This window comes from Syntrophobacterales bacterium (genome assembly GCA_031274925.1).
Lineage (GTDB): Bacteria > Desulfobacterota > Syntrophorhabdia > Syntrophorhabdales > Syntrophorhabdaceae > PNOM01.
The window spans coordinates 23,472-49,874 of sequence record JAISPL010000014.1; the positions used below are offsets into that span (position 1 = coordinate 23,472).

Annotated in this window: 23 protein-coding genes; 8 read left to right on the top strand and 15 right to left on the bottom strand. The window is 48.4% G+C overall.

The annotated features are described in order from the left end of the window. Nucleotides 1-209: 209 nt before the first annotated feature. Entirely contained in the window at nucleotides 210-965 is a 756-nt protein-coding gene (locus tag LBQ00_02480; GenBank protein ID MDR2017733.1) for an enoyl-CoA hydratase/isomerase family protein, read from the bottom strand. Between the two features lie 194 nt (nucleotides 966-1,159). Next, complete coding sequence (locus tag LBQ00_02485) at nucleotides 1,160-1,474, bottom strand: MTH1187 family thiamine-binding protein (GenBank protein ID MDR2017734.1); 315 nt, start codon at nucleotides 1,472-1,474, stop codon at nucleotides 1,160-1,162. A gap of 452 nt (nucleotides 1,475-1,926) precedes the next feature. Here LBQ00_02485 and LBQ00_02490 point away from each other — a divergent pair, with 452 nt between their 5' ends. From LBQ00_02490 to LBQ00_02515, 6 genes are all read left to right on the top strand, one after another. Continuing rightward, the gene (locus LBQ00_02490) at nucleotides 1,927-2,529 is read left to right on the top strand and encodes a recombinase family protein (GenBank protein ID MDR2017735.1); all 603 of its coding nucleotides are present in this window, start codon (nucleotides 1,927-1,929) and stop codon (nucleotides 2,527-2,529) included. Nucleotides 2,530-2,864: 335 nt separating this feature from the next. After that, on the top strand, nucleotides 2,865-3,878 hold the full coding sequence (locus LBQ00_02495; GenBank protein ID MDR2017736.1) for a hypothetical protein: 1,014 nt from the start codon (nucleotides 2,865-2,867) through the stop codon (nucleotides 3,876-3,878). Nucleotides 3,879-3,976: 98 nt separating this feature from the next. After that, the gene (locus LBQ00_02500; protein ID MDR2017737.1) at nucleotides 3,977-4,216 is read left to right on the top strand and encodes a hypothetical protein; all 240 of its coding nucleotides are present in this window, start codon (nucleotides 3,977-3,979) and stop codon (nucleotides 4,214-4,216) included. Nucleotides 4,217-4,301: 85 nt separating this feature from the next. Beyond that, the gene (locus LBQ00_02505) at nucleotides 4,302-4,868 is read left to right on the top strand and encodes a hypothetical protein (GenBank protein MDR2017738.1); all 567 of its coding nucleotides are present in this window, start codon (nucleotides 4,302-4,304) and stop codon (nucleotides 4,866-4,868) included. Nucleotides 4,869-5,563: 695 nt separating this feature from the next. Next, a complete protein-coding gene (locus LBQ00_02510) occupies nucleotides 5,564-5,728 on the top strand; it encodes a hypothetical protein (protein MDR2017739.1) in 165 nt (54 codons plus the stop codon). A 198-nt stretch (nucleotides 5,729-5,926) separates the two neighbouring features. Next, nucleotides 5,927-7,594: a glycosyltransferase family 39 protein gene (locus LBQ00_02515; GenBank protein MDR2017740.1), complete on the top strand. Its 1,668-nt coding sequence runs from the start codon at nucleotides 5,927-5,929 to the stop codon at nucleotides 7,592-7,594. Nucleotides 7,595-7,632: 38 nt separating this feature from the next. Here LBQ00_02515 and LBQ00_02520 read toward each other — a convergent pair whose 3' ends face one another. The 4 genes from LBQ00_02520 to LBQ00_02535 are packed head-to-tail and all read right to left on the bottom strand — an operon-like array spanning nucleotide 7,633 to nucleotide 11,645. After that, nucleotides 7,633-8,523 carry a metal ABC transporter permease gene (locus tag LBQ00_02520; protein ID MDR2017741.1) on the bottom strand — a complete coding sequence of 297 codons (891 nt, stop codon included), beginning with the start codon at nucleotides 8,521-8,523 and terminating at the stop codon, nucleotides 7,633-7,635. Nucleotide 8,524: 1 nt separating this feature from the next. Next, nucleotides 8,525-9,241, bottom strand: a complete 717-nt coding sequence (locus LBQ00_02525; GenBank protein MDR2017742.1) for a metal ABC transporter ATP-binding protein — start codon at nucleotides 9,239-9,241, stop codon at nucleotides 8,525-8,527. Further along, nucleotides 9,238-10,191 (bottom strand): metal ABC transporter substrate-binding protein, encoded by a 954-nt coding sequence (locus tag LBQ00_02530; protein ID MDR2017743.1) that lies wholly within the window; start codon nucleotides 10,189-10,191, stop codon nucleotides 9,238-9,240. The genes LBQ00_02525 and LBQ00_02530 overlap by 4 nt, the downstream gene beginning before the upstream one ends. Before the next feature lie 17 nt (nucleotides 10,192-10,208). Next, complete coding sequence (locus tag LBQ00_02535) at nucleotides 10,209-11,645, bottom strand: SlyX family protein (GenBank protein ID MDR2017744.1); 1,437 nt, start codon at nucleotides 11,643-11,645, stop codon at nucleotides 10,209-10,211. Between the two features lie 690 nt (nucleotides 11,646-12,335). Between LBQ00_02535 and cysS the strand changes: the two genes are divergently transcribed. Next, nucleotides 12,336-13,799, top strand: coding sequence for a cysteine--tRNA ligase (cysS, locus tag LBQ00_02540; GenBank protein ID MDR2017745.1), 1,464 nt, complete (start codon nucleotides 12,336-12,338; stop codon nucleotides 13,797-13,799). Beyond that, nucleotides 13,796-14,344, top strand: a complete 549-nt coding sequence (locus LBQ00_02545) for a 2-oxoacid:acceptor oxidoreductase family protein (GenBank protein ID MDR2017746.1) — start codon at nucleotides 13,796-13,798, stop codon at nucleotides 14,342-14,344. The genes cysS and LBQ00_02545 overlap by 4 nt, the downstream gene beginning before the upstream one ends. A gap of 460 nt (nucleotides 14,345-14,804) precedes the next feature. Here the strand turns inward: LBQ00_02545 and LBQ00_02550 are convergent, their stop codons facing one another. From LBQ00_02550 to rny, 9 genes are all read right to left on the bottom strand, one after another. Continuing rightward, nucleotides 14,805-15,470 carry an ABC-type transport auxiliary lipoprotein family protein gene (locus LBQ00_02550; protein ID MDR2017747.1) on the bottom strand — a complete coding sequence of 222 codons (666 nt, stop codon included), beginning with the start codon at nucleotides 15,468-15,470 and terminating at the stop codon, nucleotides 14,805-14,807. Beyond that, on the bottom strand, nucleotides 15,467-16,399 hold the full coding sequence (locus LBQ00_02555) for an MlaD family protein (protein MDR2017748.1): 933 nt from the start codon (nucleotides 16,397-16,399) through the stop codon (nucleotides 15,467-15,469). The genes LBQ00_02550 and LBQ00_02555 overlap by 4 nt, the downstream gene beginning before the upstream one ends. A 25-nt stretch (nucleotides 16,400-16,424) precedes the next feature. After that, on the bottom strand, nucleotides 16,425-17,183 hold the full coding sequence (locus LBQ00_02560; GenBank protein MDR2017749.1) for an ATP-binding cassette domain-containing protein: 759 nt from the start codon (nucleotides 17,181-17,183) through the stop codon (nucleotides 16,425-16,427). A 31-nt stretch (nucleotides 17,184-17,214) separates the two neighbouring features. Then, complete coding sequence (locus LBQ00_02565; GenBank protein ID MDR2017750.1) at nucleotides 17,215-18,345, bottom strand: MlaE family lipid ABC transporter permease subunit; 1,131 nt, start codon at nucleotides 18,343-18,345, stop codon at nucleotides 17,215-17,217. A gap of 164 nt (nucleotides 18,346-18,509) precedes the next feature. After that, nucleotides 18,510-19,862: a sigma-54 dependent transcriptional regulator gene (locus LBQ00_02570; GenBank protein MDR2017751.1), complete on the bottom strand. Its 1,353-nt coding sequence runs from the start codon at nucleotides 19,860-19,862 to the stop codon at nucleotides 18,510-18,512. Between the two features lie 123 nt (nucleotides 19,863-19,985). Then, nucleotides 19,986-21,605 carry a hypothetical protein gene (locus LBQ00_02575; protein ID MDR2017752.1) on the bottom strand — a complete coding sequence of 540 codons (1,620 nt, stop codon included), beginning with the start codon at nucleotides 21,603-21,605 and terminating at the stop codon, nucleotides 19,986-19,988. A 1,087-nt stretch (nucleotides 21,606-22,692) separates the two neighbouring features. Beyond that, complete coding sequence (gene tyrS, locus LBQ00_02580) at nucleotides 22,693-23,901, bottom strand: tyrosine--tRNA ligase (GenBank protein MDR2017753.1); 1,209 nt, start codon at nucleotides 23,899-23,901, stop codon at nucleotides 22,693-22,695. A gap of 21 nt (nucleotides 23,902-23,922) precedes the next feature. Beyond that, nucleotides 23,923-24,696, bottom strand: coding sequence for a TIGR00282 family metallophosphoesterase (locus tag LBQ00_02585; GenBank protein ID MDR2017754.1), 774 nt, complete (start codon nucleotides 24,694-24,696; stop codon nucleotides 23,923-23,925). Beyond that, nucleotides 24,686-26,242 (bottom strand): ribonuclease Y, encoded by a 1,557-nt coding sequence (rny, locus tag LBQ00_02590; protein ID MDR2017755.1) that lies wholly within the window; start codon nucleotides 26,240-26,242, stop codon nucleotides 24,686-24,688. The genes LBQ00_02585 and rny overlap by 11 nt, the downstream gene beginning before the upstream one ends. Nucleotides 26,243-26,403 lie beyond the last annotated feature (161 nt).

Consider the following 26,403-nt stretch of genomic DNA (forward strand, 5'->3'; position numbering starts at 1 on the left):
ATGTTCACAAATAGACCGAACACCATATATTATGTCCGGTTTTGCAATCCCCGCCCGGGACCCCTGGGGTGGGGGGGTGGGTAAAAAAAGGGTGGGTAAAGGGCGCTATCCGTGAATATGTGCGCCCTGCCGGCGGTGGATTATGCCGTCTATTATCTTAATAATGTACCCAATATGTACCCTCCGGCCGCCTGCCCCTTTATCCTTTTTTACTTTTTGCTGAAAAACTGGTCAAGCCTTTCTTTGAATTGAGGTTTTCCTCCAAGTTCAGAGACGTAAAACCTTTCTTTGTCGAGATGGATGTCGAGACCCGTGTAGACCGAATGATTCACAAGATCCTTGAAATACGGTATGGTCTCCATGGGCAGGGCCGTCAGATCGGCAATCATTTTTTGAAGTCTTTCCTCGAAACTTTCTTCATCCCACACAAAATTTACAAGGCCCAGGTCAAGCGCTTCATTCATAGTAATGTTGCGGGAGAAGAGATAGAGTTCGCTGAACTTTTTTGCGCCTACGATCCTGGATAGAAAGATGCTGCCGCCGCCGTCGGGGGTGAGTCCTATTTTTCTGTAGCCCATATTCATGACCGTGTTCCGAGCGGCCACCGTGATATCACAGGCCAAGGCAAGGCCAAGCCCGGCCCCCACCGCAACCCCCTCAACGGCAGCCACAACAATAGCGCCCATTTTCCTGATAAGCAGTATACTTTTGTGAAGCTCATCCGCCATGAAATCAATCCTTGAGGCGGTATCTTCGCTCTGCCTGAATTCCACAATATCGCCACCGGCGCAAAACGCCTTTCCGGAGCCTCGGATAATGACGACCTGGCTCTTCGCTGCTTCCGCGTTCTGCAGAGCCTGATAGAGAGCAGGAAGAAGCTCTGAATCCATGGCGTTTTTCTTGTTAGGTCTGTTGAGTGTGAGTGTACAAATACCATCTTTGTAATCTTCTTTTACCGCATCCATTTAAACCTCCTCCTTCAAATCATAGTTTTTCCGACTTTGTCATGACCCAAAAAATCGTCGCCGGCCGACTATATCGCCTTCCGCCAACGCCTTTGTGTCTCCCTTTTCCATGCCTTCCATAACACTTACCGCGGGAACAGCGGTCTTTGTGAGCATAGCCGTTCCTTATTTTATTAAAAATGGTCCATTCTATCTTATTGCTTAACCTTTTTGCCGATCTTTTTCTCTACGGATTCAATTTTTTGTTGCAGCCTTCCATCTTTCCCTTTCCTTATGTCCAACTTGATGGAAGAGTAGACCCGGGCGCAATCCGGTTCCAGTTCCGAATATGAGCTGTCGATAATGGCGAGGGCTTCGGCAATGGTTTCCACTTCAGCAATCGTTCCCATCGGCGTCAGCTTATATGAGACCCCGCTTTCGTCTATTGCCTTTATTATTCTTCCCACATATTTGCTTACACTCTCGCCTTTATCGGTAGGAAACATGGCAAACTCCAACATAACGGACATGGACGCCTCCTTCGGATAGTTTTTTTAAGATTATACGCCCATGGTTTTCCCATTTCAATACAAGGACAGGATTGATTTCAAAAGACGGAATGGGTGCGGGGATACGACTGTTGCCCTTTAAAAACTCATTGTTGGAACAATACACCTTTTCCAATATGGCTTATTGTTATAATGACGGTTTCGCAGGCGGCAGATCCTGCCGGAGAAAACTGATTGGAGGCGGCAGCAAAGAGCAATGCCGGCAGTAATATTGAAAGATATGGCGAGCATCGGGTTTCTATGCTGAAGTCTTTTTTAGAAAAGAATATGTTCGTTATGTTGCTATAGCGAATAGTATTTGGAAGTTGAAACAAAGATGATGGTGTCTGAAGATCGAAAGATACAGGAGACCGGATTAATTACGGCGGGCGCGAATATGACCCTCCGTTTCGTGAAAGGAGATGATTTTATTGATGACCTACGGCTATGTACGGGTATCAGGCATTGATCAGAACGAGGACAGGCAAATGCTTGCCATGAACCGTCTTAACATACCAAAAGAGCGGATATACGCGGACAAAATGTCGGGCAAGGATTTTGAGCGTCCGGCCTACAAAGCGCTCGCCGAAATACTAAACCCAGGCGACCTTATCTATATCAAGAGTATAGACAGGCTGGGCCGCGATTATGACGAAATACAAAACCAGTGGCGCGTACTCACGAAAGAACGCGGTGTAGATATTTCCGTGATTGATATGCCTCTCCTTGACACGCGTAGCGGCAAAGACTTGATGGGTACGTTCCTCGCCGACATAGTCCTGCAAGTTCTGTCTTTTATAGCTCAAAATGAGCGGGAGACAATACGAAAACGGCAGGCAGAGGGTATAGCGGCAGCGCGAGCGCGGGCCATAATGTTTGGACGGCCCGTCAAAAGGCCGCCCCGCAGTTTTGAAGATTTGGTAATACAGTGGGAATGCGGGACGCTGACGATTGAGAAAGTCTTGAAGCAGACAGGCTTAAAAGAAGCCACGTTTTACAGGCGATTAAGGGAATACAGGCTTAAAAAAGACAAATAAACTTACTATCAAAAAGTACACATTTTGATAGTTCATTATTTTTTAAATTTTACACTAAAATTCCGCGCAGTCAAGTTCTATTTGTAAATTTTTTGGCATATTTTATGTGTTTTTTACTGTCAATCCACCCTTACACCCTGCAAATTGGCAACTATCAAAATGTGTACTTTTTGATAGTTGCTTCTAAGGGTAAATACTTAGATATTTAAGCGAGTTACATGAAAGGAAAGGAGGAGATGGGTTTTGTATAAAAACGGTGAGCCGTATATCCAGATGTAGACCGTTGCAAATGTGAAACAACACAGGGATTCACTTCCAGAAATAAGGAGATCATCATGATGAAAAACAGAAGAAACATGTGTTTGGGAATCATACTCTTATCAACAATGCTCATGCTCACCATAACGCCATTTATGGTGAGTGCGGATATGAGGGTGGTGGAGCTTGCGCAGAATATGGCGACGCAAATTACGCTTAACTATGCCTCTGTCACGGCTGACCTCCAGCAGGTGAAGGGTGCAGGCGGTATGGGTTCTTTATCCAACGCCAAGGCCATTGCCGCAGGAGGTGGTCATTCCCTCGCTCTTAAAGAGGACGGAACTGTATGGGCGTGGGGATGGAATGATAGGGGTCAGCTTGGCGACGGGACTACTACTAATCGCTCCACCCCCGTGCAGATACAGGGTTTATCCGATGTTAAGGCCATTGTTGCGGGATACAATCATTCCCTCGCACTCAAAGACAACGGCACGGTATGGGCGTGGGGAAGGAATGATAGCGGTCAGCTTGGCGACAGGACTACTACTAATCGCTCCACCCCCGTGCAGGTGAAGGGTGCAGGTGGTATGGATTTTTTATCCAACGCCAAGGCCATTGCTGCGGGACAAGTTTATTCCCTTGTGCTTAGAAATGACGGTATGGTGTGGGCGTGGGGATGGAATGATAGGGGTCAGCTTGGCGACGGGACTACTACTAATCGCTCCACCCCCGTGCAGGTGAAGGCCAAAGTTGTTGGAACGTTTATGGATCTAGCCGGTATTACAGCCATTGCTGGGGGAGACGCTCACTCTCTGGCCTTAGGAACCGGCTGGAAGGTATTTGCGTGGGGATATAATGCTTCCCCTTCCCACTGTAGCTCGAAGCGGATAATCGGTGGAAACACAGATCCCCTCACCTCCGCCGTGCAGGTGAAGGGTGCACTTGGTATGGATTTTTTATCCAACGCCAAGGCCATTGCCGCGGGAAACGGTCACTCTCTCGTCCTTAAAAATGACGGTACAGTGTGGGCGTGGGGATGGAATGGAGAGGGTCAGTTAGGCAATAACACTAATGACTCGTGTATCTACTAATTAAGACGTCCGTCAGGGCTTATTTAGTCCTGACGGACTTTACAAAAAAACAAAATACACAATATACGGAACTTACCTCCAGAAATAAGGAGATCATCATGATGAAAAACAGAAGAAACATGTGTTTGGGAATCATACTCTTATCAGCAATGCTTATGCTCACCATAACGCCATTTATGGTGACTTATGCGTCTGCCACGACAATTACGGCGGGAGGTATCCATTCCCTCGCACTTAAAGACAACGGCGATGTATATGCGTGGGGAGAGAATTCTAAAGGTCAGCTCGGCACCGGATATAGCGATAATAACCCCCCCACCATTTCCCTGTACAAGTGAGAGACGCGAACGGCGTGAGCTTTTTATCCAATGTTACGGCCATCGCTGCGGGATGGGGGTACTCCCTCGCCCTAAAAATGACGGTATGGTATGGGCGTGGGGGTCGAATTGGTTCGGCCAGCTCGGCGATTCCAAGACCGATGGTAACAATACCCCTGTACAAGTGAAAGGCGTGAACGGTGTGGATTTTTTATCCCATGTTAAGGCCATTGCTGCGGGAGGTATCCATTCCCTCGCACTTAAAGACAACGGCGATGTATATGCGTGGGGATGGAATAGTAGCGGTGCGTTAGGCAACGGAACCTTGGTTAATTATAAAAGTACTCCCGCTAAGGTAGTGAATCTATCCGGTGTGACGGCCATCGCCGCGGGACAAGGGCATTCCCTCGCACTCACAAGCAACGGCACGGAATGGGCATGGGGAAGTAATGTTAGCGAAGAGCTCGGCGATAATACCACTACAAGCAACTTAACTCCCCAGAAGGTGACGGGTTCATCCAATGTGACGGCCATCGCCGCGGGACAAGGGCATTCCCTCGCACTCACAAGCAACGGCTACGCATGGGCGTGTGGAGATAATAAATACGGTCAACTCGGCGATAATACCACTATTAATAGACCCACCTCCGTGCCGATAGTTGCGCCTTTTTGAATAATAAGGTTGGTTACCGCCATATCCCTGTCAAGTAGCTATTACAGCCTTTAAAGGGCATCCGAAGGCAGGCACCAAGCCACTGAGCCCGTCAGGTTTAGTCCTGGCGGGCTTCAGCCTTTTAAAAAGTCACACCGAAGAAAAGGCAGAGGAAGTGATCCGTCGAGTCAAAAGCAGACTCTTAGATGGACGCCAAGATTGACCTGGCTTAATCCAAATGGCATTTGTTGACACGACTGTTGGTCCTACACGGGTTAGAGGATGATCCATGCAAAGCCGAGGGAGGCTTTTTATCCTCCCCATGACACAAAAATTACAATGCCGCACAAAGAGCATTTCACCCCTTGGTAAGCGATGTTTTAGATGCATCATTTGATCCACTTCCATTCAGGAAATCCCATATAGCGGAAGCGAGGTTTGTACCCTTGCCATGCCATGGGGAGGCACATTATCTATACATGCGGCAACGCTCATGCTGGTTGCGGGATAGGGTCATTCTCTCGCACTGAAGAAAAACGGTACAGTTTGAGAATTAGGGGGGGGATAATTGGGCTGGCCAATTGCTCGGCGATGGGATTGGGTTTAGTGTTGATAAATATACCCCCGTGCAGGTGAAGGGCAGTGGCGGCAAAGGTTATTTAGTTCTGAAGTAATCCGCCTCTATATATGTCAAGAATGGCTGATGAGGTATACTTTTGGCGGCGGACTACAACAATGACATAGACGATGAGCAAAAGACTGTCGCGGCAGCGAGCTCGCCCGTTTCACAGGTGAAGGTTAGAGATATTTATTCGCTTGTGGAGGGTTGGCAATATATGGTCGGCTCGTGCATGCCGGTGAAGTCAAGGAAGACGGAATAAACTGAATAAGTCGCAACTCTCCGCGGGGCTGAAATATCAATCCCGCGGGGGCTTTTGTTTCCTGAAAGCTTAAGAGCTTCTCTTGACCAACTCTCCCTAAATATAGGCTGGACTCAAAAACTGTCCGGCAGGATGCTAACCACATGAAGGGCGTTACCCTTGCCACGAAGCCTATGTTTGTTGTAGAATAGGGGTCCTATGAACGAAAAAACACGTCAGACCGCGATGTACGGAATATTGCTTCTGGTTCTCCTTCTGCCCCTTTTCTGTCTTGGTGTAAGCAATCACGGACTGTGGACCGCAGATGAGCCCAGGGTTGCCGAGATCGGACGGGAGATGGCATTAACAGGAAACTGGGTAGTCCCTGCATTAAACCAACGCCCTTTTCTGGAAGAGCCGCCTCTCTATTATGCGTCGGTCGCCGCGGTTTTCAGGATTTTAGGGGGTGCGTCCGACAGGACTGCGCGGGTGCCTTCCGTGCTGTTTGCTCTGGGCGGATGTATTGCCCTCTTTTTTCTCGGTACGTTTCTTTTTACCCCCCGCATAGGCTTTCTCTCCTCCCTGATACTTGCTACTGGTTTTGAATACTTTCGGGTGGCCCACTGGCTTGTGGTGGACAGTGCACTCACATGTTTTATAATCACGGCCATGATGTTTTTCATAATGGGGTATATGGCGGAAAACAAGAGGAAGAAACTCCTTTTTTATATCCTTTTCTATATCTGCTGTACAGGCGCCTTCTTTACGAAGGGTTTCATAGGGCTGGCCGTTCCTGGTCTTGCGATCCTCGCGTTTCTGCTGCTTAAGCGCAACCTGAAAGAACTGTTAAGAATGCATGTGCCACTTGGGATCGTTGTCTTTCTTGCCCTCTCGCTGCCATGGTTCTTTGGCCTTTGGAGTCATGGGGGAGCCGAGTACCTTAAGGTCTTTCTAATCAAAAATCATATTCAGAGATTTCTTCCCGGCGGGTCTTCGGGCCACCACCAACCGTTTTATTACTATCTCTTTGGATTCCCGGAGGGTTTTCTTCCCTGGAGTATCCTCCTGATACCGGTCCTCATCTACAGCTTCAGAAAATCTGACGATTCCCTGCCACCACCGCAGAAGTCCGGGATTACCTGGCTTAAATGCTGGTTTATACTCGGCATAGTCTTCTTAAGCGTTGCGTCCACCAAGAGGATACTCTACCTTATGCCCGTATTCCCTCCCTTTGCCCTGCTTGCCGCCCGGTATGTGGACTCCACCTTCCTGACACGGTTATTTACAAAGACGGAAAAGGCGTTCCTCGCTATATTTGCCGGATTTCCTCTTATTCTTGGGGCCGCAATGACCCCCGTCTACCTCCTGGCGTCCGGGAAGTACCCTTTTATTGCGTCTCACTCTCTTTTTTTCACAGTGATAGCTGCCTCCGGGCTTGTTTTTGGACTCTCGCTCGTGTCTCTGAAATACTTCTTCGAAAAAAGAATGGACCGTTTCTGGATATCAAGCGGCGGAGCGTTATATGCCGTCATGATTTTTTCGCTGGTTGCCGTCATGCCTGTGCTCGACAATTTTAAGAGTTTTGTCCCTTTTACCGACCAAGTAAAATCAATTGTCACCGCTGACCATGATCTCTATGCCTACACTCCCGATGAGACGTTGAGAGCTATCATACCATTTTATACAAGTTTTTATCTGAAAGAGACGGACAACAAGGATTATCTTGCTGCACGCGTCGCCAAGGGAGACCGGATTTTTGTCGCCATCAGGGATAAGAAGGGCCGGTTTGAAGATGAACTGGTTTCCACCGGACTTTTTTCGGTCGTCGTCCGGCACGGTGCCAAAGAAGACAGGTCGTCCGTCCTTTTGTCGAATAGAGAGCGATGAAAATCTGATACGCGGCTATTTCGTATTTTGGATCCCCTTTATGTTCCGTTAAAACGTTTCGTGCGGCTGGATAGAAGCCTGGTAAGGAGCCAGACCGTCCCATAGAGTGAACTTAAGAGGCAGACATCTGTCGGACCGACAGGCAGATCCCACTTATAAGCTATCCAGAAGCCTAAGAACGCCGCTCCGCCTCCGATTAATGAGGCTAAGATCGTCAACTGTTTCATGGTACGGGCAAGAAGGTGAGCAGTGAGCGCCGGCAGAAGGAGGAAGCCGAATGTGATCAAAGGGCCGACACTGAGCACTGCCGTTGAAACAGTAAGGCCTATCATCAAATAGAGTAAAATGTCCCAGAAAATAACGTTTTTTCGAAGTGTAATCGCCATTTCTCGGTCGAAACAGACGAGAAGCAGTTCTTTGCGGCAGACTGCCAGCCCAATGAGGACGAGTGCGAGAGCTGCCGCCGTCACCACAAGATCGAGATTGGAGATGGTGACCACTTCCCCTTTTAGCAAGCCGAGCCACCCGATTTCACCGTAAGGATTTTTTGACAGGATTAGGATGCTGAGCGCCGCCGCCGTTACATATGCCGTCCCGATCCTGCCTTCCGGTTGCCCCTTGCCTCGCCGCTCCAGAAACGCCAGGACCATAATCGCGCCGAGAGAGAAGGTTGTGGCTCCCGCAAAGGCTAGGGCGTGCGGGCTTAGGGAGCCTTGGTTCGCCACATGAAATCCTAACCACAAGGGAAGGGAGAGGGCGACGGCGATGCCCGTCGAGGATATCTGCGGCAAAGCCACACCCATAAACACGAGCCGCCGCATTACGAGAAACACGCCCACAATGGGGCACGCGAACCCGATGAGCATGCTGGCATAGATGGAATTGCGCAACAGGAAGCCAGGCGAGAGAATCTGAAGAAGCGCATCCATATCAGCCGACCTGCATTTCAAGAGTATGTATCATCCGGTCAGGCGTAAGAATATCATCAACAGTACCATAGAGGATATTCTTATTGCGGAGCCATACGACATGCCCGGCGTATCGGCGAGCCGCCGCAAAATCGTGGGTGACGAGCAGTACGGCAAGCTTCCTTTCTCTGCGGATCATTGAAATGAATTCAAGCACTTCGTAGGCTGCTTCGTGGTCAACCCCGGCAGTGGGTTCATCAAGTGCGAGGATGTCGGGACGGGCAGCAAGGGCGCGCGCGATGAGAACACGCTGCTTCTGTCCCCAGGATAGTTCCGAAAACCGTCTCAGGGCAAACTGCTCCGCACCCGCTGCCCTGAGACACTCCCTGGTGAAAACGCGTTCGGCAGATGGGACAGCGCGGCCGGGCCTGATACGTCCGTACGTGCCCATAAGCGCCACGTCAAACGCGGTGAGCAAATAGACCGGATCGAAATGAATGGACTGAGGGACATAACCGAACATGAGGGTTGAGCCTTCCTGTGCCCTAATGTCGATACGACCACCGATGGGGGGAATGAGTCCGAGGATGGTCTTAAGGAGCGTTGATTTGCCTGAACCGTTTGCCCCCAGGATGGCAGTGAAACTGTCCACTGCTATGGAGAGCGATATTCCGGACAGCACAGACTGGTTATCATAGCCTACGCTCAGGTTGTCAAAGGTGATGAGCGGCTGGTTCATGGTTGTGTTCCGCCTTTTTCAGTATTTTTTACTGTTGCCGCAGAAACCATGGTTTTGATCAGGTAGTCCATCATCTTGATGTACGTCTCTGTGTTTGGGACACCGCCGGGCATGATCGGAAGCGTCACCATGGTGGCGCCGGTCTGTTCGGCGATACTTTTTGGGACCTTTTCAGGAAACTGCGGCTCACGCACGACGATGGATACATTTTCAGCCTTCATTGTTCTGATAATTTCCTCAATGTGACGGGCTGTGGGATCAATACCGGGTTTTAGCTCTATCATTCCGAAATAGACCATACCGAATCGCTCCGCGAAGTATGGCCAATGCCCGTGATAGGAGACGAACTTCACACCCTTGAGCGGTTTTGCCTCTTTCTCCAGCGCAGAGATCGTGGCACTCAGTTTTGCAAGATAGGTATCACGATTACGGGTAAATTCCGCCCGATGCTCTGGGGCAAAGGCCGCCAAGGAGGTGAAAATGTTTCCGATAGCGATCTTTGCCAGATTCGGATTGAGCATATAGTGCGGGTTGCCGTAAGGGTGAACGTCACCTGACGAGCGCTCGGTCGACAAGGGCATTTCCCGTGGAGTGATACCTTTCGAGCAGTCCACATAGCCCTGCTTGTCTTTTTGTATCCGGGGATTCTTGCTTGCCTCCAGCAGTGCAGGCAGAAAGGCGTGCTCGCAGTCAAACCCTACCAGCATCAGGAGATCTGCCCGGTTCATTATGGGAACGAAACTTGGCTTCATTGGTACTCCGTGCGTGCCTTCCACGCCGATGGCCAGGCTCCGGACTTCAACCAAATCTCCTCCGATGGCTCGGGTAAAGTCGGCCAGATCGGTGAGAGTTGTGACAACCCGGATCTTGGTCGCGCGGGCAGGCGCCGCGGCGAATAAGACCGCGAGAAGCGTGATTAGTATGATAAGGCTTAATGATTTCGATTTCATATATAGTTTCCTCTGTATTAGCGCTGCTGCCATCCGTGAGCATGGGAGCCGATAATCCAGGTCCATTGGAGATATATGGCGTTATTTGGACTAAGAAACGATGCGCTGTTGTGTTCGGTGCGTGTGAATTGCAGCCGCAGCCGATTCCAGTGGCTTAAGGACCAGGTAATATTTGCGGAATATGCGGCGGCAGTGTCCTGCTTACTCTCGGGATTTTGCAGCCACTCGTACTGTATGCCGGTTGTCCATTGCCGTTGGAACTTGTACGTGAGGTAGGAATAGAGGCCATATACCCCTACGGCCCTGTTCATCGTCCCTGACGGGGAAACCACATCGTAGCGGTTGTCGCTATATAATACCTCCGTACCCCAGGTGAGGGCTTGGAACTGGTTGTTTCTGAGAGGACGATAACTGACCACAAAGTCTGCCCCAAAGAGGCGGCGTTCCCGTTCTCTGTATAAGCTGTCATTTAATGCGAGGAAGACGCCGCCGCGATCAAATGTGTTCGGATTCCATAGACCGGAGATGCCCGGTTCAATGGAGATATCGGGTGTGAGGTCGAAATACGTGGATGCGCGGCCGAAAAAGTTGAGATTATTGAAAGAGCGGTACGAACCGACATTGTTCGGTATATCGCCGAACTGAGTCCCTGCTCCTGCGGTAAGGCTTACATAATGGGAGACGGGCAGCAGATAGTTGATCTGCACGCCGTCAGTTTTGGACTCTCCTCCTACATATTTATCAAGCACCAGCGGACGGTTCACGAAGGGCAGTTCGTGATCGTGGACATATGAGAGCCGGCCGAACTCACCGAAGAATCTTCCCGCCTTCATTGTCAGGTTCCACGGTAACGATGTAGTCTGGATCGCGGCCTCTGCGACAGAGACGTCAGTCTCTCCGGTGGCAAGGTTGACAGAGGCGTCGAAGACGGCATAGCCGCGGGCAAATGGATCTATCGACGCGGCTATATTGAGTTCAATGGATCGGAGGAGCGCATTGTAGCCACCGGGCTGGACACTCCCCGTCTGTGCCGACTTCCTGTTGTTATAGCTGAAAATGGTGTCGCTTACGAGTCCTATGGAAGGGTTGAAGACGCTTGCCACATCTTTCTTTTGAGCCTCCACCGCCTGCTCCACTTTTTCCTTAAGTTCCTTTATTTCCTGCTTGATTTCTCCGGAAGTTTCCTGCTCATTTCCTGTGATATTCATGAGGGGAGGAGGTTCTGATTTCTTCATTTGTGCTTTCAGCTCCTCAATCACATTTTGTTGCTCCCGTATCATTCGTTCCTGCTTCATCAACGTATCCCGGAGGGAATTGAGCGCCTCTATAGTCGCTTCCTGCTTTTTGAGCATTCCTTCAAGGCTTCTCAGCCGTTCCTCCATGGTCTGTGCCCCAGCATTTAGTGAAAATGACAGAAGCATACTCAAAAAGACAAATGTAGCCGTACTTTTCACGACAAGCACCTCCGTTCAGTCACTTCCTGATTGGAATTTTTTTGTTTTTCTCTGGTTAGGTGTGCGTCTTGACGGGCGGCGCTCTGTTCAAATAAGGAGTGCGGCATTGTCCGGAAAAACATACCCCGTTCTTTTCCGGAAAAATAAACAGGGCGTCAGAGGCAGGCGGACGGAGTTCCGGAGAAACCTGCAAAAGAGAATGTGAATAGCGGGAGACACAGGAACAGATAGAACAGTTCTCACGTGAGCCGCTGTCTCCATGATGATGGCATCCAAGAGCCAAAACGGCGAAAGAGATGAAAACAAGCAGGATTAATACATATTTTCTAGTCATCTATTATAATGTTAAAATATATTTTGGGAAAAGTAAATGAAAATCAATCCCATTTGGAAGTCAGGAGAAATGGGCGTCTCCTTAATTATTTATAAAAGATTCCGGTTTGCCGGATTGAACCAGTTTTTTGCTTAAGGATATTAGGATGAGATAAAAGGCGCTTGTCGAGCCCGTGCATACGGATGTCAACCCAAAACAGAACTTGCAGAAAAAAGGGGAGGGTACATAAGGGTCTAAGGGGTCCAGAAGATCTGGGCGGTCATACCTCTTGGAGGAAATGACAAGGTACGTGCGTGATATATGTCAAAAGATAAGTTTTGACAACAGACCGCGCGGTGTGATAAAAATACCAAGATATGTCTATAAAACTGTACAATACATTTACCGGAGCGAAGGAGGAATTTAAGCCTCTAAATGCGGGTCAGGTGAAACTTTATGTCTGCGGAGTGACCGTCTATGATCATTGTCATATAGGCCACGCGCGAAGTGCCATTGTGTTTGACGTGATCCACCGGCACTTGAAAACCAGAGGCTTTGATGTTGTCTTCGCGAAAAATTTTACCGATATTGACGACAAGATACTCAGAAAAGCGAATACAGAGGGCATTCCCTGGAAGGAAGTCGGTGAAAAGTATATAGGGTCGTATAAAGAGGACATGAAGGACTTGAACATACTGCCCCCTACGTTTGAACCGAAGGCAACGGACCACATTGATGACATGATACGTCTTGTGGAGAGCCTTCTCGAGAAAGGCCATGCATACCGAGTTGATGACGATGTCTATTTTTCGGTGAACAGTTTTCCCGGCTATGGCAGATTGTCCAACCGGAGCCTCGACGAGATGATGGCGGGAGCAAGGGTTGATGTCGATGAGAGAAAAAAGAATCCTCTTGATTTTGCCTTGTGGAAAGGTTCAAAGGAAGGAGAGCCTTTCTGGGATGCGCCCTTCGGCAAAGGGCGACCTGGCTGGCATATTGAATGCTCCGTGATGAGCGCGAAATATCTTGGCGTTCCTTTTGACATACACGGGGGAGGCAAGGATCTGGTATTTCCGCACCACGAAAACGAGCGGGCCCAGAGCGAGGCAGCCGATGGCCGACGGTTTGTCAATTACTGGATTCATAATGGATTTGTCAACATAGAGAAAGAGAAGATGTCGAAATCTCTTGGAAATTTTCTGCTTATAAAAGATTTTCTGAAGGATTATCACCCGGAAGTCTTGAGGTTGTTCTTTCTTGCGACTCAGTACCGGAATCCGGTAGACTATACGGATAAATCAATAGAAGATACGAATAGTGCGCTTCAGAGGCTCTATTATACGCTGACGAGGACTTACGAGATGGAGAAAGACAGGGGTATTGCGGCGAAGCAATTTCCTGAGGTTGCCGATCTCGAAAAGAAATACTACGATGCTATGGACGACGATTTTAATACGGCCTTGGCCTTGACCTCCGTGTTTGAGTTGTCTAAGATGATTAACAGGATGCTTGATGAGCATGATGAAAGCGGCTATCCTTCCGCACTCTACGCACGGGATACGCTTCTCTCTCTCGCACAGGGTATCGGGCTGTTGCACGACGATCTGACCGCATTTTCCGAGAAGGAAAAGACCAGGCATCTCGTCCTGGTGGACCTCAACGTGCCTGCTATTGAACGGATGATTGAGGAAAGGGTTCAGGCACGAAAGAATAAAGATTACACGAGGTCGGATGAAATCAGGGATTTACTCGCCAGAAAAGGTGTGCTGCTAAATGACACACCAGCAGGCACCGACTGGAGAATCAAGAGCGTGGTCATGGCAAAAGGAGAGAACAGATGATAGAGGTGAGGTTTCATGGAAGGGGCGGCCAGGGAGCCGTGACTTCAGCAGAAATAATCGCGCAGGCAGCGATTGCGCAAGGTAAATTTGCCCAAGCGTTCCCGAGCTTCGGTCCTGAACGCAGAGGGGCGCCTGTCCTTGCCTTCCTGAGGGTTTCCGACAAACCAATCAGACTCAGATCCAGAGTTTACAAACCCGATGCGGTAATTATCCTAGACTCTACATTGCTTGGGACAGTCAATCCCGCCGAGGGTCTGAAAGATGGTTTTGTCATCATAAACACCCACAAGCCTGCGGAGGATCTAATGATGTCTTTTCCCGGGCACAATATTGCCTATGTAGATGCATCTAAGATTGCCAATGAAGAACTTGGAGTGCCTATTACAAACACTACCATGCTTGGGACGCTCGTAAAAGTAACGAATGTGGTGGATTTAAAGGCCCTCGAAGAGCCTGTAAGAAACCGGTTCGGTATAAACGCTCAGAAAAACATCAATGCCTATACCAGGGCATACAATGAGACGGTGGTTTTGAAGGCGGGTTGAGTATATCCAGGCCACCGAAAAGAACGTCGGTAAGCGGTCGGCCGAACGAATGAATATGAGTTTCGTATAGTACGTGTATTTCTGGCAATATAGTCCAATGCGCTGAAGCCTGATATCTACCCATAGACTACGGAACGAGATCAAAATTCTATGCTAGTTCCTCCTAATTCACGAGTCTTGCCGTAATACTTGGAACCGTTATAGACTGGTCGCTTGACCCCGATGTCCGGTCCTTACGAGATTGCCAACCGCGCTTTCCTCTCTTTTTAGCGGGGGTATCTGCATAAGTTCCCGTAAAATGGTCTTGGTTTGCTTGAATCCCTCTTTGGCTGTGGGGGCACGAGGCCCGAAAGGTCCTTTTGATTTCTTATGACGCGGCAGGGAATGAATTCTCGCCGCCTCGCCATTACTAACTTTTTCTCATAGAAAAACTTTATCGCATGTTATGATGCAATACAATTCATTTACTCAGACGATGTATGGATGCGTAGATATCCCGCATGATCTCATCCGATAGTCTCTTCATTGAAGCCGACATACCTTGCGTAAGAGAAACCGGTGTCTGCTCTTTAATGGGTTCCTCGTGGCGGTACTTTTTTTGGAAGATGAGCCTCTTGGTGATCTCTGTCTGCGTGGTGTCAATTAGTGCTACATTGAGACAGAGCACGGCCCTCCCTTCTCTCTGTTCATCAACCTCGAGAAACTCCTCCACCCCACCTTCAAGGACAAATCTTGTGCTTTCCGACTCACGATAGGAAAAGACCCCGGCGAACATGCCCGAGTTTCTAAGGTCGCGTACGAAATGGTCGGTAACCATATCTCCCGGCATGACCCTCCAGCGATGGTAATCGTAGGAAGCAAGCTTGTAGGGCTCTGGTCTGTATGTCATGGACTGGTTGTTGTACGCCTGTGCTGCGGAAAACCGCTCAATCCTTATGGTGTACGGGAGCGGTGTACCGTTGTTGTATACTGCTGGCGGTGCGTACTCAATGGCATACTGCTCTGTGAGCTGCGGAGGCTTGTTTCCAGGGAGGCAGCCGAAGAGGCAGAGGATACCCAGAAAAAGAATTTGTGCCAGCACTGGGGCCACACGGCGGTTTGCTTTTGTCATATGATAGTTCCTCATCGTGGTCTCCCAGATGAATTTGGCGGTGAGCTGAAGATAAGCTCTGAGGGGTTCGCTTTTAGCCTTTCCAGGAGACTGTCAAGGGTCTCAGAAGAGTTGCGAAGATTTTCCATGGTAATCTGTGCTTCCGTTGCGACTGCGTGTGTCTTTTTCGTAATATTATCAAGGAACAGGTTGGTTCTTTTGGTTGTTTCAATCAAATCAATGGAATCAAGCTGCGTCTTGACGTTCCCTACGACCGCCCTTGCGTCTCTTACCGTCTCTCTTGCTTCAGAGATAACATCCTCCACCGCGCCGTCCTGTATTGCTTTGTTGATCTTGGAGGCCGAGCCGGCTAGATTGGTTGTAACTGTTTCGAGGTTGAGGATGATCCTTTTTGCGGAGGCTCCCCCGATAACTGTCTCCAGCGATTTGGTAGTGTTTACCAATTGGCTCGAAATGGCTTCAAAGTCAACTTTCTTGATCTTACCGACAATTTCATTTATGCCGGACGAAATCTGTTGTATATCGGACGGATGGGAGGGTATTACCGGGTATTGGGTCGGAAATGTGATCCTTGGTGCCATGGTGACCTCCTCAACCCGTCTCTGGTCCAGGTCGACAAAAACTATGCCTGTGATGCCAGCCATTTGAAGTTTGGCCACAGTATCCCGCATTACGTCACCTTTGAAGTCGATTTTCATAACCACCTCAATAAGCCTGTAATCAGGCGCTACCGCAATCCTTTCAACTCTTCCCACGTCGACCCCGCGGTACTTGACAATTGAATCGACCTGTAATCCCTGAACCGATTCGTCGAAATAAGTGACGAAGGAAGCACCTTTCTTGAAGTACTTGGCTGTACTTACCCATACAATCGCCGCAGACCCCAGAAGGATTCCGATGATCACGAAAAGGCCGACGGTAAAATATGTCTGTCTTTTAAGCATGGTATAACCTTTCGCCTCCGTTACATTACGCCGACTGTCGGTTAAAGAAATTTTTTACCATAGGATCGGTTGACTTCTCCTTGAGTTCCAATGGATTACCCACGGCGATAACACCTTTTTTACTCTTATCGAGCATGACGATCCTCTGGGCCACGGCGAAGATTGATTGCAACTCATGGGTGACGATCACCATTGTCGTTCCCATACCCCGATTCAGACTTTTTATGAGGTTATCAATTCCTGCCGCAGTAATCGGATCCAAACCTGCCGAAGGCTCATCAAAAAAGAGAATACGAGGGTCCATCGCCATGGCTCTTGCAATACCGGCCCTCTTCTGCATACCTCCAGAGAGTTCGGCCGGGAAGTGGTTTTCATATCCCGCCAAACCGACCATGCCTAGTTTCATCTTTGTGATAAGCTCTATCGTCTCAGCCGAAAGGTCAGTAAAGGTTGCAAGAGAAAGAGAGATGTTTTCGGCTATTGTCATTGAGCCGAAAAGGGCGCTTGATTGAAAGAGCATGCCGATTTCCTTCCGCAAGTCTTTTAACTTATCATAGGTCGCTGTAGTAATGTCAATACCGTTAATCACGACCCTGCCTCCGGAAGGTTTTGACAAGCCTATTATGTGTTTCAGCAGGGTCGATTTGCCGCACCCGCTACCGCCTGCAATGATAAGAATCTCCCCTCTGTGTACCTGGAGGCTTACATTATCGAGAATAGTATTCTCTCCGTAGCGAACCGTGAGCCCTTCTACCGATATGACGATGTCGCTATCACTGTTCATAGTATGCATATATCATTTTCACTTTAGCGCCTCATCGTATGTAATTGAGTATTATGGCAAACATTGAGTCTGTCACAATGATCAGAAACAGGGACGAAACAACGGCGGAGGTGGTCGCATTTCCGACGGCCTCTGCACTGCCCCTTACCTCAAAACCCCTCTGGCAGCCGATGCCAGCAATCAATATGGCGAACACGATGGACTTTACCGTTCCAGCCACTATGTCGAAGCTATCGAATGATTTTGCCGTCTGATGCAGGTAAGTATAAGGGGTGATCTCCAATCCCAGGACTCCCACGAGCAGGCCGCCGAATATTGCGAAAAGGTCGGAGAAGAGAGTGAGGATCGGAACAACGATCATGGCAGCAAAGACCTTTGGTATGGCGAGGAATCTCACGGGATCAAACCCCATGATCACCAGTGCGTCGACCTCCTCGTTTACTTTCATTGTGCCGATCTCGGCGGCAAACGCAGAACCAGATCTTCCCGCTACAAGGATTGAAGTTATAATGGGGCCCAACTCCCTGACCATGGCAAGGCCGACGAGGGATGCGACGTATATGTTTGCACCGAACTGTTTGAGTTGAAGGGAGGACATGAAGGCCATGATAAGGCCCAGGAGAAAACTAATGAGACCTAAAATGGGAAGACAGTCAACGCCGGCTTTCTTCATATAGTTCAGTACGGCCCCCCACCTGACAGTGGACGGTCTCAAGAGAGAAGTAAATATCTCGGAGATGAGCGTCCCGAAAAATGTGATGGACCTCGCAATATCTCCGAGAATGTCAAGGCTTCTCTCTCCTACCTGTTCCAGCAGAAGCATGCGTTTCTCAGGAAGATTGAGAGGAGGGGCGGTAAGCGCTTGCCTGTTGACAAGTTTCAGAATATTCCGCGCCTTCTCGGACATCTGCTCTATGGAAAAAGGAATCGCCTTTTGCGCCGCATCATCCTCAATTCTTAAGAGGAGAAGGGCTCCGGCGCTGTCCATGTATTCAATCCCCGCAAGGTCTACAATAACCCTGGTCGGCAGGAATTCATCAAAGACAGACAGAATCTGGGGCATCATTGTATCAATGCTTTCCAAGGTCATGGAACCCGATATGCTGAGTGTTATGGGACCTCGCTTATCTCCTTTGATGGAAAGATTATGGTTTCGTGCCATGCCTTGCATACCGGATTTGGACAAACGTGTTAGCCCCTTGACAGGGATCTGCTAATCGCCCTCTATAGGACCCTTTATATATAGGATATATCATAACAGGGTCCATGGAAAAAGTAACGAAAAAATACACTCCCGTAACACGCCGGAGAAGCATGAAGGTGGAATTACTGTTCTCTCGCGATACCGTACTTCTTCATTTTGTAGCGAAGCATTCTCTCGCTTATGCCGAGTTGCGATGCTGCTTTGATTTGGACCCACTCATTGAGCGTGAGGGCGTCTATAAGCATGCTTTTCTCGAGGGACTCCACTACTTCGTTCATGCTGCCTTTTATGGGAGCCTGGATTTTTCCCGAAACCGACGGAAGATCCTCAATGGAGATGTAATCGCCCCTCGTAAGGACTATTGCGCGTTCCACTATATTCTCGAGCTCCCTGACGTTTCCGGGATAATCATATTTGAGTAGTATATCCCTCGCCTCCCTCGTTACCCCTCGGATGTTCCGTTTATGTTTGTCGTTAAATTTCTTTGTGAAGTATTCGATGAGAAGAGGAATATCCTCCTTTCTATCCCTAAGGGGAGGCACAAGGATGCGTACTACATTCAACCTGTAATATAGATCTTCCCTAAAAGCCCCTTTTCCGACTTCCTCTTCAAGGCGCTTATTCGTGGCAGTGATGATCCTTGCGTCCACCTGTATCGTATGGAGTCCGCCAAGTCTTTCGATCTCTCTCTCCTGTATAACCCTCAGTAGTTTTGATTGAAGGATAGGGGGGATATCCCCGATTTCATCCAAAAAGATCGTCCCTTTATTAGCCAGTTCGAATTTTCCTATCTTTCTTTGATATGCTCCGGTAAACGCTCCCCTTTCGTACCCGAACAACTCGCTTTCAAGGAGAGTCTCCGGTATTGCCGCGCAGTTGACCTTGACAAGGGGGGCACTCTTCCTTCCACTTAGCTCGTGGATAAGGTTTACCACCACTTCCTTGCCGACACCGCTTTCACCCTCTATAATACAAGTGGAATCCGTTCGGGCGACCCTTACGATGAGACTTGCCACTTCATGCATCTTTTCGCCAGAGTATATGAAAGATTCAGATTTGAAGCGATCCTTCAGGGTCTCCTTCAGGACTCTGTTTTCACGTACCAGATGGGTCTTCTCTTCTATGCGTTTGATCTTGAAAAGAAGATCATCAAGCTCAATCGGTTTTGTCAGGTACTCCGAGGCTCCTGTTTTCAAAGCCTCTACGGCATTCTCGATACTGCCGAAGGCAGTGATCATGACCACCTCAACATCAGGATTTATTTCCTTCATTCTCTTGAGGAGAGAAAGTCCGTCGGTATCGGGCAGTTTATAGTCAAGCAGGGCTATTTCGATAGGAATATCCTTGAATGTGTTAATGGCTGTGGCTCCGTCGGGTGCTTCGTAGACCGAATATCCCTCCTTTCTCAGGAGGCCGGCGAGGAGCGATCTTTGAGTCTCTTCGTCTTCGACTATAAGTATACTTAATTTATCCATTGATCTCCCTCAGTGATTGCCCCATTTCAATTGGACGATTTATCATTTTACGGCAAAGTCGCTTCATTGTCCAGCCTGACCTTACGGCGCTTAAGCTGGATAGGTAGAATTGCAGCCTCCGGGCTACTTTTGAATCCCTTCCGGCATGGCCTCTCTGCGCGGTGTGGCAGAATCACCCGAAGGTGTGTGGGAGAGGGGAAGGGTGACTACGAAGGTGGCGCCGCTTCCTTCTTCGCTTATGGCCTTTATGTCGCCCCCGTGATCCTTGATGATCATATATGATATTGGAAGGCCTAGGCCCATCCCCTTATCCTTAGTGGTATAATAGTACTCAAATATGGAACGGAGATCTTCGGCCTTGATCCCCGGCCCCGAATCTTTTATGGTGAGGTCAATAACTTTGCCTTTTATATCGGCGGACAGTTCGATCTTTCCATTACTCCTGATTGCCTCTATGCCATTCAGGATAAGATTGTAAAGGGCCTGCTTCAACCGTTCTTTCTGACATTCGAGGGTGGTGGCGGGATTTATCCCGTTGATAAGCTGAATGTTCTGGGTGCGGGCCTTCTCCGAAATCATCGCAATCAATTCTTCGACGATGGTATGAAGATTTTCCTGAACAAACGGAACGTGAGACCTGGTGGAGAGAAGAAAGTCTTCAACGATTCTGTCTACCCGCAGAAGCTCTCCCCTCATAATATCGATAAACCTGTAATATTCTTCCTTGTCTTTTTCAGGGGTGAACTCTCTCTTCAACCTTTGTGCCGATATGCTGATGGCGTTAAGTGGGTTCCTTATCTCGTGGGCCATTCCTGACGCGACTCTGCCCAGCGAGACAAGCCTTTCTTTCAATTCCATCTCTTTCTGGATCTTTTTCATTTTCTTGGCGTGTTTTCGCTCCAGAAGAAATATAGCGTATGTGCTTGCCGCACCTGAAAAGGCGAGAAGGAGAAGCATGACGACAAAACTGATAGCGGTCTTCTTAAGGGTGTCTTCGGCCGGTTCTCTCGATATCAGGACCTCAACGGTTGCTCCCGGGAAGAACTTCGAGTCGAGCGGTTTGCGCAGTACAAAAACCCTGCCTTTCCTTTGGCCGACCGTAATATAAGGCGTTCCGGCAGGATCGTATATTGTGGTTCCTACGATGTTGAAACTCTTCTCTTCTTTCTCCACTATATCCTTCACAATTGACTTTTGCCTGAAGTGTTTCAACTCACTTTCTTCAAGGGCAAGGAATATAATGATGTCTTTTATTCTGAATCCCATGAGAAGAGAGTTTTCCTTGCTGGTGGGCATCCTAACCACCGTTGCCTCCTTGCCTGAAAGGAGTCTACTTTTAAACGCATGAGGCGCTGTGACCGAGCCTTTCTTAAAGACTATTCTCCCTTGATAATCGGTCACAAGAAGGTTGGGAAAAGGGATCTGCCGAAGTTGCTGTGGTGAAGAATCGGGCATACTGTGGATTAGTGTGTAAATATCTTCAGCTATCGCTTCGTCATAAGCCATGAGATTTACGATATTGGGTGTTATCAGGGCGGGTGACTTTCCCAGAAGCTCAAGGTATTCGAGGTTTATATCAATCTCCCGCTTCACGTGTTTTAAGAGTATTTCACCTTCACCTATCAAGAGGTCCTTGATGTTTGTCTGAGTCACTCTTATCTGCATGTAGCCGGTGATGGCAATATGGAGGAACAGAATGGAAAAGAGCAAGGATTGATAGACGATGGTGCGTTTATCTTCCATATCCTCTTGGCATGGGCTGGATTGAATGGCGGTTCGGAGGGCCCATCGGCCGGGTCAAAGGCGGTCCCACCGGCCGGTACATGGATGAAGGAGGAGCTCCGACGACTCTATTCTGGTGAGGATAAAACGGTTGATGTGAGGAGAAGGGTCTTTGATACCTGTACGAGGGTGGAAACGCGGAACGATTCATAGGAGGGTAACCCGGACGATTTGTCGCCATTTTTCTCTCGGAATCAACATAACTGTTATACCTGTTCCTTTGATTCTGATTGAGAGACCTGGAAAGATTGGCCCGATAATAATTGTACAGGTTATGTTTGGAATTTTCAATTACCCTCAATTCCCTCTGTAACCTTTCCCGTCTTTCCGGACTGGCGAACTGATTTCTGTTCAGCTCCCTGAGTTCAAGCCGCTTATTGATGGCTTTCTGGTTCAAATCCTGAAAATCATCCATATATTTTCTCTTTGTCTCTTCAATCTGCATTCTCTGCGATTCGGAAAGCTGTAGGTCTCTCTCCAATTCCGAATATCTGTCTTGAGCATACACGGGCAGTGCACTTACAAAGATAAAAATAAACAAATATACGATAATATATCCGTTCCTGTTCATAAGTTGTGCGTCTGTACCGGTCGGGATATTACCAGGGACAGTTCATGAGATGAAAGGCCAATTTCATCCATCTAAAGCAAACCTTATTGTTTAGTCTGGCTTGCGGTAAAGGTAGTGGCGTCAGTCGTAGACAGGATGCGCCGTCGTTTTCATTAAAACCTCTCCGGAATTTAAATTGCACAATTATTAAATTTTGCAATAGCGGTGCCAGAAGGTTACTGTCGTGCAACATGCTTAAATTGCATGAGTTATCTTGAGGTAGAGCCGCTATTACCCAGTCGACGGTACGGAAATAAATGTCGGCAGAATGGTCGGAGTTCGACAATACTGTCGAAAAAAGAGCTGCGGCCCGTTTTTCAAGGGAAGGGGAGATGACTCGCCGGAAGACGGTCAAAGAGGTGCGTTGAAAAACAATGGGTACCAAAGAGAGAACCTTAAATAGTTGCCTTTTTTACTTTTTAATACCCTGCAGGGTATTTATTCTTCTATGATCACCTTCTTGAAATTGCGTTTCCCCACCTTGATAATGAGTTCCTTATCAGGCGGGATGTTTTCCGTGGTTACCTTGACGCTGTTTATGGTCACTGCTCCTTGGGCGACCATCCGTTTTGCCTCGGAAGACGACGGAACCATATGTATTGTGGCGAGGAGTTTTGGGAGCCAGTCGCCCACATCTTCTTTCTTGATCTTCACCACCTCAATGCTCTCGGGGATCTCTTTATTTTTGAACACTTTCTCGAATCTCTCATGGGCGGCTTGAGCTTCCTTTCCGCCATGAAAACGGGTAATAATCTCCTTGGCAAAGGCTATTTTGGCATCTTTCGGATGGACCTCTCCTGTGGTTATGCCGTTCTTCAATGATTTTAATTCCTCAAGAGATATATCACTCATAAGCTCATAATACTTCAGCATGAGATCATCAGATATGGACATGAGCTTGCCGAATATTGTGTCGGGGGGCTCGTCTATTCCCACGTAATTTCCATAGGTTTTGCTCATCTTGTTTACCCCGTCCGTCCCTTCAAGAAGAGGAACGGTAAGAACGATTTGGGACTCCTGACCATAAACCTTCTGGATGTCCCTTCCTACGAGGAGGTTGAATATCTGATCGTGGCCGCCGAGCTCAACATCTGCCTTCAGAGCAACGGAATCGTAGGCCTGGACGAGAGGATAAAGAAACTCATGGATACTTATGGGCAGGTTATTCTGGAGCCTTTTCCTGAAATCGTCCCGCTCCAGTATGCGAGCCACCGTGTACTGTGCGCAAAGCCTTATCATATCCGCGGCGTTCATTGATTCCATCCACTCGCTGTTAAATCTTATCTCAGTTTTGTCGGGGTCAAGGATCTTGAACACCTGGTCTCTATAGGTCTGGGCATTGACCATCAGTTCCTCTTTGGTGAGGGTAGGTCTTGTCTCAATTCTACCCGTGGGGTCTCCTATAAGTCCCGTAAAATCCCCTATAAGAAAAACCGCCGTATGACCCAGTTCCTGGAATTGTTTCAGCTTCTGTATTACTACCGTATGGCCGAGATGAAGGTCCGGCGCGGTAGGGTCCATTCCCAGTTTTACCCTGAGAGGTTTCCCGGATGCGTGGGTCTTTGCAAGTTTTTGCCTGAGATCAGGTTCATTGATTACGTCAACCGCTCCCCTTTTCAGAATCTCTATCTCTCTCTCGATGTCCATGATCCGTCCTGCCACCTTTTTTTAAGCCTTCTGTTTAATCCTCTCTATGTCGACGCACCGATTTCCGGTGGCCTCTACAGTGAGTATAATGCCTTGTATCTCGACTTCATCCTTTCCAACTTCGAATTTTTGAGGTATCTGGGTGACAAATTTTTCCAAGATTCTTCCTTTTTCCATACCAATAACGGAGTCGGAGGGACCTGTCATGCCCACATCGGTAATATATCCGGTGCCCTTCGGCAGGATTCTATCATCGGCGGTCTGGACATGGGTATGGGTGCCGAACACGGCAGCCGCTTTACCGTCAAGGAACCAACCCATGGCTATCTTTTCTGAAGTGGCTTCGGCATGGAAATCGACAATGAGAGGAATTGTGCGGTCCATCCGGGAGACCAAATCTTCCATTGCCCGGAAGGGGCAATCAATAGGATTCATAAAGACACGACCCTCAATGTTCGCCACGCACAGGGATTTCTTGCCCTTCTGCACAATGGTGTAGCCGAACCCTGGGGTGCCTGGGGGATAGTTGAGCGGTCTAATAACTCTCCGTTCTTCCATGAGGTATGGGACAACATCTTTTTTCTTCCAGATGTGATTCCCGGTGGTGATAACATCTATGCCGTAAGAGAGCATCTCTGCGGCCAGAGAAGGGGTAATGCCTATGCCGCCCGCAAGATTCTCTCCGTTGATGATCTTGAAATCGGCTTCCACGGTTCTGATGAAATTCTGGACAGCAATTCGGCCCGGTTTTCCAATTACATCGCCGAGAAAAAGGACCCTTATTTCACTTGGCATATTCTACTGCTCTTGTCTCTCGTATTACAACTATCTTGATCTGTCCTGGATATGAGAGATCAGTTTCTATTTTTTTTGCAATGTCTTTCGACAGTGTATATGTCGTATCATCGGTAATGCGCTCGCTGTTAACCACGATCCTGATCTCTCTGCCTGCCTGGATTGCATAAGATTTTTCCACGCCGGCGAATCCGTTGGCGATTCGCTCAAGCTCGTCAAGTCTTTTTATGTAGGTCTCAAGCATCTCTCTTCTTGCACCTGGCCTTGCGCCTGACAAGGCGTCCGCAGCCTGTACGATCACATCAAGAAGGCCCGATGCAGGTACGTCTTCATGGTGGGCCATGATGGAATGGATAATTTCGTCGCTTTCGCCATACTTTTTCGCTAAGTCCGCTCCAATTGAAGTGTGTGAACCCTCTATCTCGTGGTCTACCGCTTTTCCGATATCATGGAGAAGCCCGGCTCTTTTTGCTTCTTTGACGTTTGCTTTCAACTCTGATGCGATGACACCACAGATAAATGCGACTTCCAGCGAGTGCTGATAAATATTCTGAGCGTAACTGCTTCTAAACTTAAGGCGTCCAAGGAGCTTAACGATCTCAGGATGGATATTGTGAACACCGAGGTCGAAGACCGCCTGCTCGCCGGCTTCCTTAATCTTGTTCTCCATATCTTCCGCGACCTTGGAGACGATCTCTTCAATCCGTGCCGGGTGGATTCTGCCGTCGCTTATGAGCCGTTCTATGGCAATCCGCGCTACTTCTCTTCGTATTGGGTTAAAACACGAGAGAATGACGGCTTCAGGGGTGTCGTCAATTATGATGTCGACGCCTGTGGACGCCTCCAGGGCTCTGATATTTCTTCCTTCCCTGCCGATTATCCTCCCTTTCATCTCTTCGTTGGGAAGGGTGACGGCGGAAACTGTATCCTCGCCCACATAGTCTCCCGCATACCTCTGAATAGCTAAGGCGATTATTTCTTTAGCTTTTCTGTCCGACCTTTCTTTAGCCTCCTCTTCGATCCTCTTGCAGATTTTCACAGCCTCGTATTTGGCTTCGTCCTCCATCATCTGCATCAGGACCTTTTTGGCTTCTTCGGCGGTGAGACCCGATACTTTTTCGAGTTGCTCCCTTCCTTTTACTAGGAGGTCGTCATATTCCTTGATTTTTGCGTCGTAATGACCCTGTTTCTGGATGAGATCCCGATCTTTCCTGGAGAGATCGTCTTCTTTCTTTTCTAGACTCTCCATTTTTTTGTCGAGGCTTGATTCTTTCTGAGACAGTCTCCTTTCGGAATTCTGCAACTCCTGCCTTCTTGCCTTTACTTCCTGTTCTATCTCGTTGTTTGCTTTTATTACGATGTCTTTGGCTTGAAGTGATGCCTCACGAGTGAGGACATCGGCCTCTTTTTTGGCATCATCAAGTATCTTCTTGCCTATTTTTTCATATTCGCCGATCTTTTGTTTCTGAACGAAACGGGCCAAGACAAATCCGACCGACAACCCGACAATTATACCGATTATGGATATCAATACATTTATATTCAAATTACCCCCTTTATGGATAACGAATAGGGGGGTTAATCTATGAGGAAAGAGTATTCTTTTTCTTTCTGTCTAAGCCATTCTTAAGGCTATTCTGTACCTCCAAATAACATTAAGGTATTTATTCGCAAGACCTCTATTTCCTCAACAGCTACCCCTGATCT